Annotated in this window: 12 protein-coding genes; 7 read left to right on the top strand and 5 right to left on the bottom strand. The window is 64.5% G+C overall.

Annotation, left to right across the window (positions count from 1 at the left end; all coding sequences use genetic code 11):
• Nucleotides 1-122 precede the first annotated feature (122 nt).
• Nucleotides 123-548: an NfeD family protein gene (locus tag BLQ58_RS16140; protein WP_092599996.1), complete on the top strand. Its 426-nt coding sequence runs from the start codon at nt 123-125 to the stop codon at nt 546-548.
• Between the two features lie 51 nt (nt 549-599).
• Nucleotides 600-1,538, top strand: a complete 939-nt coding sequence (locus BLQ58_RS16135) for an SPFH domain-containing protein (protein WP_092599993.1) — start codon at nt 600-602, stop codon at nt 1,536-1,538.
• Between the two features lie 50 nt (nt 1,539-1,588).
• Here BLQ58_RS16135 and smpB read toward each other — a convergent pair whose 3' ends face one another.
• The gene (gene smpB / locus BLQ58_RS16130) at nt 1,589-2,038 is read right to left on the bottom strand and encodes an SsrA-binding protein SmpB (protein WP_092599990.1); all 450 of its coding nucleotides are present in this window, start codon (nt 2,036-2,038) and stop codon (nt 1,589-1,591) included.
• A 185-nt stretch (nt 2,039-2,223) separates the two neighbouring features.
• On the opposite strand from smpB, the gene BLQ58_RS16125 reads away from it, so the two are divergent.
• Both BLQ58_RS16125 and BLQ58_RS16120 read left to right on the top strand, forming a co-directional pair.
• Nucleotides 2,224-2,664 carry a type II toxin-antitoxin system RatA family toxin gene (locus tag BLQ58_RS16125; RefSeq protein WP_066735285.1) on the top strand — a complete coding sequence of 147 codons (441 nt, stop codon included), beginning with the start codon at nt 2,224-2,226 and terminating at the stop codon, nt 2,662-2,664.
• Nucleotides 2,648-3,007, top strand: coding sequence for an RnfH family protein (locus BLQ58_RS16120; protein ID WP_092599987.1), 360 nt, complete (start codon nt 2,648-2,650; stop codon nt 3,005-3,007). Before BLQ58_RS16125 ends, BLQ58_RS16120 begins: the two co-directional genes overlap by 17 nt.
• Before the next feature lie 32 nt (nt 3,008-3,039).
• On the opposite strand, the gene BLQ58_RS16115 is transcribed toward BLQ58_RS16120, so the two are convergent.
• Both BLQ58_RS16115 and BLQ58_RS16110 read right to left on the bottom strand, forming a co-directional pair.
• A complete protein-coding gene (locus BLQ58_RS16115; protein ID WP_092599984.1) occupies nt 3,040-3,582 on the bottom strand; it encodes a DUF4124 domain-containing protein in 543 nt (180 codons plus the stop codon).
• A 91-nt stretch (nt 3,583-3,673) separates the two neighbouring features.
• Nucleotides 3,674-4,639: a DMT family transporter gene (locus tag BLQ58_RS16110; RefSeq protein WP_092599981.1), complete on the bottom strand. Its 966-nt coding sequence runs from the start codon at nt 4,637-4,639 to the stop codon at nt 3,674-3,676.
• 115 nt (nt 4,640-4,754) lie between these two features.
• On the opposite strand from BLQ58_RS16110, the gene guaB reads away from it, so the two are divergent.
• The 3 genes from guaB to guaA all read left to right on the top strand — a co-directional run bounded on the left by guaB (nt 4,755) and on the right by guaA (nt 8,572).
• Nucleotides 4,755-6,218 carry an IMP dehydrogenase gene (gene guaB / locus BLQ58_RS16105; RefSeq protein WP_092599978.1) on the top strand — a complete coding sequence of 488 codons (1,464 nt, stop codon included), beginning with the start codon at nt 4,755-4,757 and terminating at the stop codon, nt 6,216-6,218.
• Nucleotides 6,219-6,312: 94 nt separating this feature from the next.
• A complete protein-coding gene (locus tag BLQ58_RS16100) occupies nt 6,313-6,978 on the top strand; it encodes a hypothetical protein (RefSeq protein WP_092599975.1) in 666 nt (221 codons plus the stop codon).
• A complete protein-coding gene (gene guaA, locus BLQ58_RS16095) occupies nt 6,953-8,572 on the top strand; it encodes a glutamine-hydrolyzing GMP synthase (RefSeq protein WP_092599972.1) in 1,620 nt (539 codons plus the stop codon). Before BLQ58_RS16100 ends, guaA begins: the two co-directional genes overlap by 26 nt.
• A 126-nt stretch (nt 8,573-8,698) precedes the next feature.
• On the opposite strand, the gene BLQ58_RS16090 is transcribed toward guaA, so the two are convergent.
• Together BLQ58_RS16090 and BLQ58_RS16085 are read right to left on the bottom strand one after the other, a co-directional pair.
• On the bottom strand, nt 8,699-9,874 hold the full coding sequence (locus BLQ58_RS16090; RefSeq protein ID WP_092599969.1) for a GGDEF domain-containing protein: 1,176 nt from the start codon (nt 9,872-9,874) through the stop codon (nt 8,699-8,701).
• Between the two features lie 131 nt (nt 9,875-10,005).
• On the bottom strand, nt 10,006-11,238 hold the full coding sequence (locus BLQ58_RS16085; protein ID WP_092599966.1) for an amidohydrolase family protein: 1,233 nt from the start codon (nt 11,236-11,238) through the stop codon (nt 10,006-10,008).
• Nucleotides 11,239-11,316: the final 78 nt, after the last annotated feature.

The raw sequence follows: 11,316 nt of genomic DNA, 5'->3' as shown, positions 1-11,316 counted from the left end.
CGGCGCGCCGTGTGGCACCGGCCCTGCGGTCAGGTGTTCCAACTGCCCCCGCAGACGCCGCAGGCGTTTGGCGGGGGTTTTGTTTTTTCGGGCCGGAGTTTGGCTGGCTGGAAAGGAACGGGATGACGTCGTACTACTTTTGGTTTGCCGCGTCCGTGGTGCTGCTGATCGCTGAAATGGCCACCGGCACGTTTTATCTGTTGATGGTCGCCTGCGGCGTGACCGCCGGCGGCATTGCCGCGCTGCTCGGTGCCGACGTGCCCGTGCAGACGGTTACCGCGGCGCTGGTCGCCATCGTGGCCATCGTGGCGATGCGGCGCACACGCTTCGGCAGGCTGCGGCGTAGCGATGCCGCGACCAACCCCGACGTGAACCTCGATATCGGACAGGAAGTCGAAGTGTCCGCCTGGGATGCCTTCCGTCGCGCCCGCGTGCCATATCGCGGCGCCGACTGGACCGTGGAACTGGCTCCCGGGACCGATCCCTCCCCGGGGCGCTACAGAATTATCGAAGTTCGCGGTGCCACGCTGATCGTGTCGCCGCGCTAGCCTGGCGCTTGCCTCTGCCTTGCAGTTTTTTCTCTTTGACGGGAGTCGTACATGCTTGCTTATCAGCTCGGTCTGTTTCCGCTGATTCTGCTCATTGCCGCCATCGTTCTGATTGCGAAGTCCATCAAGATCGTGCCGCAGCAGCACGCCTGGGTGCTGGAGCGGCTGGGGCGCTACCACGCGACGCTCACGCCGGGCCTGTCCATTGTCGTGCCGTTTATCGACCGCGTGGCCTACAAGCACATCCTCAAGGAAATCCCGCTCGACGTGCCGAGCCAGGTTTGTATCACCAAGGACAACACGCAGTTGCAGGTCGATGGCGTGCTGTACTTCCAGGTGACGGACCCGATGAAGGCGTCGTACGGATCGAGCAATTTCGTGGTGGCTATCACGCAGTTGTCGCAGACCACGCTGCGGTCGGTCATCGGCAAGCTCGAACTGGACAAGACCTTCGAGGAGCGCGAGTTCATCAATCACAGCGTGGTCAACGCCCTCGACGAGGCGGCCGCCAATTGGGGGGTGAAGGTGCTGCGCTACGAGATCAAGGACCTGACGCCGCCGAAGGAAATCCTGCATGCGATGCAGGCCCAGATCACGGCGGAGCGCGAGAAGCGGGCGCTGATCGCGGCATCCGAGGGCAAGCGCCAGGAGCAGATCAACCTGGCCTCGGGCGCGCGTGAAGCAGCCATCCAGAAGTCCGAAGGTGAAAGGCAGGCGGCCATCAACAAGGCGCAGGGTGAGGCCGCAGCGATTCTGGCTGTGGCGGAAGCCAATGCGCAGGCAATCGAGAAAATCGGCCACGCCATTCGCGGAGAAGGCGGTGCGGAGGCGGTCAACCTGAAGGTGGCCGAGGAATATGTGGCTGCCTTCGGCAACCTGGCCAAGCAGGGCAATACGCTGATCGTGCCGGGCAATCTCGGCGAGATGAGTTCGATGATTGCGTCGGCACTGCAGATTGTGAAGGGGCAGAAAGTCGAGAAGGTGCTCTGACGCCTGCCGCTATCGCTGGAAACGAAAACGGAGGCCGAGGCCTCCGTTCTTTATTCCTTCTCGCTTTTCATCAGACGAGCCTTCTCGCGCTGCCAGTCGCGGTTCTTTTCGGTCTCCCGCTTGTCGAACTGCTTCTTGCCCTTGCCCAGGCCGATTTCGCACTTGATGCGGCCGCGCGTGTAGTGCAGGTTCAGCGGCACCAGCGTATAGCCGCGCTGCTCCACCTTGCCGATCAGCTTCCTGATCTCGTCGGCCTTGAGCAGCAGCTTCCGAGTCCGTACCGGATCGGGAGTGACGTGGGTGGAGGCACTTTGCAACGGGCTGATGTGGGCGCCAATCAGGAACATCTCGGCGTTGCGCACCACAACATAACCTTCCTTGATCTGCACGCGGTTCGCCCGGATCGCCTTGACTTCCCAGCCTTCCAGCACGATCCCGGCTTCATAGCGTTCTTCGATGAAGTAGTCGAAAAAGGCCTTCTTGTTGTCAGCGATCGTCATGCGGGAGGTGGTTTCCTAAATTTGACCGGCGCGGCCTGGCAGGGCGGCGGCGGTGAGGGTGCGCAGCAACATGACTGCGGCCGAGCGCGCCAGGGCGTGCCGTGTTCGCGGCTGTCGGCTAAAATCCTGATTTTAGCAAACCGCTCCGGCCCGGCCCAGTCCCGAGGTGCCCGCAATCCGCATACATGGCAGACGTCCATAAATCCGTCCTGCTCGGCTTTTCGGCCGAACAGATGTACGACCTGGTCACGCGCGTGGAGGACTATCCCAAGTTCCTGCCATGGTGCGGCGGCGTGGAGGTCTTCGAGCAAACCGACACGCTGCTCGATGCCAAGATCCATATTCATTTCAGCGGCATCAAGCAGTATTTCCACACGCGCAATACCCAGGAGCGTCCAACTCGTATCGATATGACGTTCGCGGACGGTCCTTTCAAGACCTTCAACGGATCCTGGCGGTTCACGCCGCTGCGTGCCGATGCCTGCAAGATCGAATTCCACCTCCATTACGAATTTTCGAGCGTCATTCTCGAAAAAATCATCGGTCCGGCGTTCAGCGTGATCGCCAATACGTTTGTGGATGCCTTTGTCAAACGGGCCGAGGTGGTCTATGCCAAGCAAGGCTGAAGCATCGGCCACCGTGCGTGTTTCGGTCTGCTATGCCCGTCCGGACGCGGTATTCCTGAAGGAAGTTGTCGTCCCGGAAGGCACCACCATCGTTGGCGCGATTCAATCCAGCGGGCTGATCGAGGCGCACCGGGAAGTGGATCCCACGACGATGCGCGTGGGGATCTACGGCAAGCTGAAAACGCTGGATACCGTGGTGCGACAAGGCGATCGGGTGGAGATCTACCGGGCCCTGACGGCGGATCCGAAGACCGCCCGGCGCAAACGCGTGCAGAAAACCCGGGCATCCGGGATGCGCGAGGGCCAGAAATGGCTGCGCGGCGGGGGCGGGCAGGGCGCTTGAGCCCTGGCCCCTGCCTTCAAGGCATCAGCCTGTCAGCTGCTGCACTGCTGATTGATCGAATCGTTGGTGCGCGCCAGTTCGGCCGTGCGTTCGTCGTCATTGAGGCGCACGGGGGCGCCATCGGCACCTGACCGGGACACCCGCACGCCGGCGCTCAGGCCGGTGGCGTAGTTCCGCAGCTGCTGGCACCGTTCGTCGCGCGCCAACTGGGCGCGTTCCTTGGTGGCAGCTTCCAGATCCGCCTTGATCCGGGCGTCGCGACGCTCACGGAAGGCTTCGTCGGCATCGAGCGGCTTGTCGGCCTTGCCCTTGGCGATGACCGGCTGCATGCGCGGGCTACCTGACGGCGCTGGCTTTCCATCTGCCTGGGCGGTTTCCGTTTCCAGCGGGCGATAGGCACCGGCTGCGCGGCCCGGCGCGGCCAGGATGGCCCGTTCGGGCACCGATGGCGGCGGCGGAACATCGCTGTAGACCGTGCGGCCATTGGCGTCCTTCCATTGCCACTGGGACAGGGCGGTGCCGGGAATGGCCAGGCTTGCGGCAATCAGCAGGTACAGCGCGGACGATCGTTTCATGGCGAAATCGTGAGCGGGTCGAGCGGTTATGTGAGCATCAGTCGCCAGTGGGGTTGACTTTTGTGTGACCCACGCAGCATTGGCCGCTAGTCTACTGAGACTTGTCCGTCGCATGCAAGCGGACGGACCAGGCTACGCCGGCCATCAGCAACACAATTGCGGCGATTTCCAGCGGCCGCGGCCAGCGGTGATCGAACACGAACCCGTATGCCAGCGCGAACAGCGTCTCGAAGACGATCATCTGACCAGACAGCGTGAGCGGCAACCGGCGGCTGGAGACGTTCCAGAGATTGTTGCCAATAAGCGACGCTCCCAGCGCCACGGCCGCATTGACGGTCCAGAACCACTGCCAGTCCCGGGCGCTGCCGGGAGCCGTCAGCGTGTCGCCGAACGCGAGCCACCCGGCGATCGCCAGGATCAGCGACACCAGTCCGGTGGACAGCCCGTAGAGCGCCGACCACTCGTTGCCGCTGAAGTGCGGGTGCCGCTGCAAGTAGCGCGCGTTGTCCACGGCGTAGAGCGTCCAGCAGACCAGCGCCCCGGACGCACACAGCACACCGGCAATTTTCTGCCACACGGGGCGGATCGTTGCGTCCGCCACGGCCGCGCCGTGCGCGCCGCCACCGCCGCCGGCAAACAGGTCGACGTTGATGCAGGCGATGCCGGCCGCCACCACTAGCAGTGGCAGCGTCAGGCGGCGCAGCGGCACGGCGCCATGATCGCGCCGGCCCATCAGCGTGACCGAGATCGGCAGGATGCCGATGATCAGCGACGTGGGCCCCACGCCGGCCAGCTGCACGCCGAACGCCAGCAGTACGTAGTAAAGCAGGTTGCCCGTAAAGGCCTGCCGCAACAGGGCCACGCAGTCCGCGCGTGTGAGCTTGCGGGCGATGCGGCGCATCAGCGGCAGGGCGGCGACCAGGGCCACCAGGCCGTACGCCAGGTAGCGGCCGATTGCCAGTTCCCAGGGGGAAAATGCCGGCAGCAGCTTGGGCGCGATGAATACCATTCCCCAGAACGCGCCCGCCAGCAGCCCGCAAAGTACGCCGATTCCCATGGTCTCCCGATGCCTTGCTTGAAAAAGGTGGCCGAGAATAGCAAACGGCTTGCAACAACGCATCAGCAAATCCTGCATTCCTGTATAATCTGCTTTTGCGCCTAGAGGATTCGCTATGCGTCTTGTCCAGAAAGCACTCACATTCGATGACGTGCTGCTCGTCCCGGCCTATTCGGCCGTCCTGCCCCGGGATGTTTCCCTCCGCACCCGACTGACCCGTTCGATCGAACTTAATATTCCGCTGCTGTCCGCCGCCATGGATACGGTGACGGAAGCGCGCCTGGCCATTGCCATGGCGCAGGCCGGCGGTATCGGTATCGTTCACAAGAACCTGAAGCCCGCCGACCAGGCCCGTGAAGTGGCGCGCGTGAAGCGCTACGAATCGGGTGTGCTGCGTGATCCGATCACCATTTCGCCGGACATGAAGGTTCGCGATGTGATTGCGCTGTCGCAACAGCACGGCATTTCGGGTTTCCCGGTGCTCGAGGGCAAGACCGTCGTCGGCATCATCACAAACCGCGACCTGCGTTTCGAAGAAGAACTGGACGCCCCTGTGCGTGCCAAGATGACCCCGCGCGAGAAGCTCGTGACGGTGGCCGAAGGCGCGCCGCTGGAAGAAGCCAAGCGCCTGATGAACCGCCACCGCCTTGAGCGCGTGCTGGTGGTGAACGCGGCGTTCGAGCTGCGCGGCTTGATCACGGTAAAGGACATCCAGAAGGCCGTGGACAATCCGCTGGCCAGCAAGGATGCACACGGCCAGCTGCGCGTAGGCGCCGCGGTGGGCGTGGGCCCGGACAACGATGAACGCGTGGAGCTGCTGGTCAAGGCCGGCGTCGACGTGATCGTTGTCGATACCGCGCACGGCCACAGCCAGGGCGTGCTGGACCGCGTGCGCTGGGTCAAGCAGAACTTCCCGCAGGTGCAGGTGGTGGGTGGCAATATCGCCACCGGCGCTGCTGCGCTGGCGCTGGTCGAGCATGGCGCCGATGGCGTCAAGGTCGGTATCGGCCCGGGTTCGATCTGCACGACGCGTATCGTGGCCGGCGTGGGTGTGCCGCAGATCACGGCCGTGTCGAACGTGGCCGAGGCGCTCAAGGGCACGGGCGTGCCGCTGATCGCCGATGGCGGCGTGCGCTATTCGGGCGACGTGGCCAAGGCCCTGGCGGCCGGTGCCCACACCGTGATGATGGGCGGCATGTTCTCCGGTACCGAGGAAGCCCCGGGCGAGGTGTTCCTGTTCCAGGGCCGCTCGTTCAAGAGCTACCGTGGCATGGGTTCGGTCGGTGCGATGAAGGACGGCGCGGCTGACCGCTACTTCCAGGAAGACAACACCGCCAACGTCGACAAGCTGGTGCCGGAAGGTATCGAAGGCCGCGTGGCGTACAAGGGGCCGGTGCAGGCAATCATCCACCAGCTGACGGGCGGTATCCGCGCGTCGATGGGTTACTGCGGCGCCAGCTCGATTCCGCAGTGGCACGAATCGGCCGAGTTCGTGCAGATCACGGCGGCGGGCATGCGCGAATCGCATGTCCACGACGTGCAGATCACCAAGGAAGCGCCGAACTACCATATCGATTGATGTCGATCTGGCCTGCCCTGACGGGCACCACGGCCGCGCCGGTTCTGTCGAGGTTGACGGGGCCTGCGCGGCCGCGCCGCAATAAGGAGCGACCATGAAGGTATTGCTGCGAGCCGTGCTGTTTTTCGATGCGCTGCTCGACTTGCTGCTTGGCCTGCTGCTGCTGATGTCGCCGTTCACCACGCTGTACGCCGCGCTGCAACTGCCGGTGCCGGAGCCGGCCCTGTTCGGGCAGCTGCTGGGCGTGGCCACGCTCGGCATGTCATGGCTGCTGTTCACGGCCACATTCAATGGACATATGACGGTGCCCGTGGCGCGCGTCGCCGGGTTGATCAACCTGGCCAGCGCGATACTGGTGGCCGCCTGGACGCTGTTCCTGGACATGCCCGTCCAGCCGGCCGGCAAGGTCTGGCTGCTGACGATGGCGGCCATGCTGCTGTTCTTCGCCATCGTGCAGATCCCTTCGGCCAAGAAGGTGCGGCTGCGCGAACGCGCGCTGGCCGACCAGGCCAAGGCCGACCGTGACGCGCGTGCCGCCGGCGTTCCATATCCGACCGACGTCACTGACGTGACCGATGTCGCCGACAGCGGCGTTGGCCGCCCGGCGCGCCCGGCGACGTCCCCCGCATCCCCCGAATACCGGCGCGAGCCGGTCATCACGCCACCGCCCGGCTATGGTCCGGGCACCGAAGTCATGACCGAACCCGATCCGGACGCACTGCCCACTGCCAATCATGCACGACAAAATCCTCATTCTTGATTTCGGTTCGCAAGTCACGCAGCTGATCGCCCGCCGCGTTCGCGAAGCGCACGTCTACTGCGAAATCCATCCGAACGACGTGACCGATGAATTCGTCCGCGAGTTCGCGCCGAAGGGCGTGATCCTGTCGGGCAGCCACGCCAGCACGTACGAAGACCACCAGCTGCGCGCACCGCAGGCCGTGTGGGATCTTGGCGTGCCGGTGCTGGGCATCTGCTACGGCATGCAGACCATGGCCGTGCAGCTGGGCGGCAAGGTCGAATGGAGCGATTCGCGCGAGTTTGGCTACGCGGAAGTCCGCGCCCATGGCCACACGAACCTGCTCAAGGACATCGAGGATTTCAGCACGCCGGAAGGCCACGGCATGCTGAAGGTCTGGATGAGCCACGGCGACAAGGTGACCGCGCTGCCCGATGGCTTCAAGCTGATGGCATCGACGCCGAGCTGCCCGATCGCCGGCATGGCCGACGAGGCACGCGGCTACTACGCCGTGCAGTTCCACCCGGAAGTCACGCATACGTCGAAGGGTCGCGAGATGCTCGAGCGTTTCGTGCTGCAGATCTGCGGCGCGAAGCCGGATTGGGTGATGGGCGACCACATTGCCGAGGCCGTGGCCAAGATCCGCGAGCAGGTGGGCGACGAAGAGGTCATCCTGGGCCTGTCCGGCGGCGTCGATTCGTCGGTGGCTGCTGCGCTGATCCATCGCGCCATCGGCGATCAGCTGACCTGCGTGTTCGTCGATCACGGCCTGCTGCGCCTGGACGAAGGCAAGATGGTGATGGACATGTTCGCTGGCCGCCTGCACGCGAAGGTGATCCACGTGGATGCCTCGGAGCAGTTCCTGGGACACCTGGCCGGCGTGACCGATCCCGAGCAGAAGCGCAAGATCATCGGCCGCGAGTTCGTGGAGGTTTTCCAGGCCGAAGCGAAGAAGCTGAGCAATGCCAAGTGGCTGGCGCAGGGCACGATCTACCCGGACGTGGTGGAATCGGGCGGCACCAAGACCAAGAAGGCGACCACGATCAAGAGCCACCACAACGTTGGAGGCCTGCCCGAGACGCTGGGCCTGAAGCTGCTGGAACCGCTGCGCGACCTGTTCAAGGACGAAGTGCGCGAACTGGGCGTGGCGCTGGGCCTGCCGTCGGAGATGGTCTACCGTCACCCGTTCCCGGGCCCGGGCCTGGGCGTGCGTATCCTGGGCGAGGTGAAGCGCGATTACGCCGATCTGCTGCGCCGCGCCGACGCGATCTTCATCGAGGAACTGCGCAAGACCATCGCCACGGAGCAGGATGCCGCCGCCGGCCTGTGCGAACCGCACCAGGTGGGCAAGAGCTGGTACGACCTGACCAGCCAGGCATTCGCAGTGTTCCTGCCGGTGAAGTCCGTTGGCGTGATGGGCGATGGCCGCACGTACGACTACGTGGTGGCGCTGCGCGCCGTGCAGACCACGGACTTCATGACCGCGCACTGGGCGCACCTGCCGTACGCGCTGCTGGGCCGCTGCTCGAACCGCATCATCAACGAGGTGCGCGGGCTGAATCGCGTGGTGTACGACGTTTCGGGCAAGCCGCCTGCGACGATCGAGTGGGAATAATCCCCGGCGCTTAGGCGATCCGGCGCCTTGCAGGGCTGGATGCGCCGGCTCCGATCTCGGATCGGGCGGATGCCAGCCGGTATCCGCCTGCCGGACCCCCGCCTCACATGGCCTCCCACGGCCGCCTCACACCGCCGCCGAACGCTCCTCGGTTTGCGCGATTTCCAGACGATTCCCACCCAGCGCCTTCGCCCGGTACAACGCCTGGTCAGCAGCGACAAGTGCATCACTGAGCACTGGCGTTTCCTGCTCGAAGTGCGCCAGCCCGATGCTGACTGTCGCCGGGATGCCCACGCCGCCGATACGGGCGGCGATATTCTCGGCAAACTGCGCCGCCACGGTTTCGCCAAGCGTGCCAGCGCGCTGCGCGTCGGCGCCATATAGCAATGCCGCGAATTCCTCGCCCCCGATGCGGGCGAAAAGGATATGCGGGCCCATCACGCCCCGGGCGATTTCCGCGAACGATTTCAGCACCTCGTCGCCGGCCTGGTGGCCGTAGCGGTCGTTGATGGCCTTGAACTGATCGAGGTCGAAAGCCAGCACGGCTACCGGCCGGCGGAGGTCTGCTGCCGCCAGAATGCGTTGGCCCTGTTCAAAAAACCACCGGCGGTTGCCCAGGCGGGTCAGGTAGTCGGTCTGGGATTCCATCAGCAACTGGGTGTGGCTGTCTTCGCGGATCAGCTTCAGGATCGTCATCGGCAGGATCACCGAATACAGGACACCCTCGTACATGGTGATCTTGCTGGCGATGCCCTGCATGGCAGGCCCGTACGCAGACACGAGCCAGGGCAGCACAAAGGCGCGCCCGGCGTAGAGCAGGGCGTGGATGCACGCCACAGCCACGACGATGTGACGCGCGAAGAACGGTTTCAACGCATCACAACGCCGCATTTCCCGTGCGGTCATGGCGCTGATAAGGGCAATGGGGAAGGCGCTGACGTAGTTCCAAATGGCGTCTACCCATCGTGCGCCGCCAACTGCCCAAACGACGGCCATGCCGATCAGCACCACGCCGATGGTGAGGCGGTAGCGTCGGTCACTGAGCGCAGCAACGCCGTTGAGGATCAGCAGGTAGCCGCACAGCATTACCAGATTGGCGAGTGCCGATCCGAGCATACCGGGCGCCGCGCGCCGGAAGAGTACCGTCACGCAGCCCACGGCAAGCGTCGCAAATCCCGCCGACAGAATGCGCAAGGCCTTGCCGTGCCGGGGATTGGCCACGTGTTCCCAGAACATCATGCCCGCACTGGCGAGCAGCGTTCCAATTGCCAGAAGGTAAAGGGTAAGGAGATCGACGTACATCCAGATGTCAAGACAATGCGCCGGTGCTGCGCGCCGGCTGTCGAATTCTACGTTGGAATTACGGCATGCCGTGGATGCTTCCGAAGATCTCCGGTTGGTGTTTCGACGATTTTTCAGGCTGGGGGCGGGCCTCAACCCGGCAGGTCGAGATCGCCAAATCGGTAAATGCGTCCGCCGCGCATGACAAAGTCCACCTGGGCGGTGGCCGCGATGTCGGCCAGCGGGTCGCCTGGCATCGCCACGATGTCGGCCTGGCGTCCGACTTCAAGTACGCCGATGTCCGTGCGCTGCAGCAGGGCGGCGGCCACGCTGGTGCCCGCACGCAGCGCCCGGGCCGGTGACAGGCCGGCCGCCACCATGGCCTGGAATTCGAGAATGCCGCGTGAGAACGGAAACATGCCGCAGTCGGTGCCCAGCGCGATGTGGGCGCGGCTGTTGGCCATGCGGAGCTGGGCCCGCTCGATCTCGGGCAGATCGCGCGTGAACTTCCAGACGGCCTGCGGCGGCAAGGTGTTGGCCGCCAGCATGTCCTTGTCTTCCAGCGTCATCTGCATGGTCGGCACCAGGAAGGCGCCCGATGCCTCGGCCAGCGCAATGCCTTCGTCGTCGATGAGATAGCAATGTTCCAGGCTGCGTGCGCCGGCGCGCAGGGCCTGCTTGCAGCCTTCAGCTGCGCCCGTGTGCACGGAAACCGGCAGGCCCAGCTGATGGGCGGCGGCTGCTGCGGCCTCCATCTCTTCGTCGAACCACGTCACGCGCGCCGGGTCGTCGCCAAAGCTCATGTAGCCGCCGGTGTTCATGGTCTTGATCCAGTCGGCGCCGTGCGCGGCCTGGCAACGCACCTGCTTGCGGATCTCGGCGGGAGAGTCGGCCGTTTTCGACAGCCCCAGATGGCAGCGGCACGGCAGCGCGCCCTGCATGTCGCCATGGCCGCCAGATCCGCTGATCATGTGCGGCGCCACGAACAGGCGGGGGCCAGTCAGACGGCCCGCGTTAATGGCGTTGCGCAGCTCCAGCCCCGGCCAGTCATCGTCGAACGTGCCAAGGTCGCGCAGGGTGGTGAAGCCATGGCGCATGTACTGGCGGGCAAGGCTCAGGCCAGCCAGCGCCTTGCCGGCGCTGGACTGCAGGATCTGCTGCTTCAGGTTCATCCCGTCCAGGAACAGGTGAACGTGCGTGTCGATAAAGCCCGGCGCAATCGTGCGATGGGACAGGTCGATCACCCGGGCATTGCGCGGCCGTGCGACGGACGGGCCGATGGCGGCAATCGCGTCATGTTCGATGAGGATTTCGGTGGGCCCCTGCAGGGCGTCGCCGAGACCGTCGAACAGGTTGCCGCAAATGAGAACGATGGATGCAGACATGGAACAGGCCTCCTGGATGAGGACATCAATACGGAAGACATAAAAGGTGCAGTCGCAAGCGTCACCGTGCGCAGATAC

It is taken from the genome of Ralstonia sp. 25mfcol4.1 (assembly GCF_900104095.1).
Taxonomy (GTDB): domain Bacteria; phylum Pseudomonadota; class Gammaproteobacteria; order Burkholderiales; family Burkholderiaceae; genus Cupriavidus.
The sequence above is the reverse complement of the archived record's forward strand: the minus strand, read 5'-3'. Positions and strand labels throughout refer to the sequence as shown.

Excerpts from the sequence above, each read along its gene's own strand:
- guaA (WP_092599972.1), top strand. The coding sequence starts at position 6,953 with ATGCACGACAAAATCCTCATTCTTGATTTCGGTTCGCAAGTCACGCAG.
- smpB (WP_092599990.1), bottom strand. The coding sequence starts at position 2,038 with ATGACGATCGCTGACAACAAGAAGGCCTTTTTCGACTACTTCATCGAA.
- BLQ58_RS16085 (WP_092599966.1), bottom strand. The coding sequence starts at position 11,238 with ATGTCTGCATCCATCGTTCTCATTTGCGGCAACCTGTTCGACGGTCTC.
- BLQ58_RS16110 (WP_092599981.1), bottom strand. The coding sequence starts at position 4,639 with ATGGGAATCGGCGTACTTTGCGGGCTGCTGGCGGGCGCGTTCTGGGGA.
- BLQ58_RS16125 (WP_066735285.1), top strand. The coding sequence starts at position 2,224 with ATGGCAGACGTCCATAAATCCGTCCTGCTCGGCTTTTCGGCCGAACAG.
- BLQ58_RS16135 (WP_092599993.1), top strand. The coding sequence starts at position 600 with ATGCTTGCTTATCAGCTCGGTCTGTTTCCGCTGATTCTGCTCATTGCC.
- guaB (WP_092599978.1), top strand. The coding sequence starts at position 4,755 with ATGCGTCTTGTCCAGAAAGCACTCACATTCGATGACGTGCTGCTCGTC.
- BLQ58_RS16090 (WP_092599969.1), bottom strand. The coding sequence starts at position 9,874 with ATGTACGTCGATCTCCTTACCCTTTACCTTCTGGCAATTGGAACGCTG.
- BLQ58_RS16115 (WP_092599984.1), bottom strand. The coding sequence starts at position 3,582 with ATGAAACGATCGTCCGCGCTGTACCTGCTGATTGCCGCAAGCCTGGCC.
- BLQ58_RS16120 (WP_092599987.1), top strand. The coding sequence starts at position 2,648 with ATGCCAAGCAAGGCTGAAGCATCGGCCACCGTGCGTGTTTCGGTCTGC.
- BLQ58_RS16140 (WP_092599996.1), top strand. The coding sequence starts at position 123 with ATGACGTCGTACTACTTTTGGTTTGCCGCGTCCGTGGTGCTGCTGATC.
- BLQ58_RS16100 (WP_092599975.1), top strand. The coding sequence starts at position 6,313 with ATGAAGGTATTGCTGCGAGCCGTGCTGTTTTTCGATGCGCTGCTCGAC.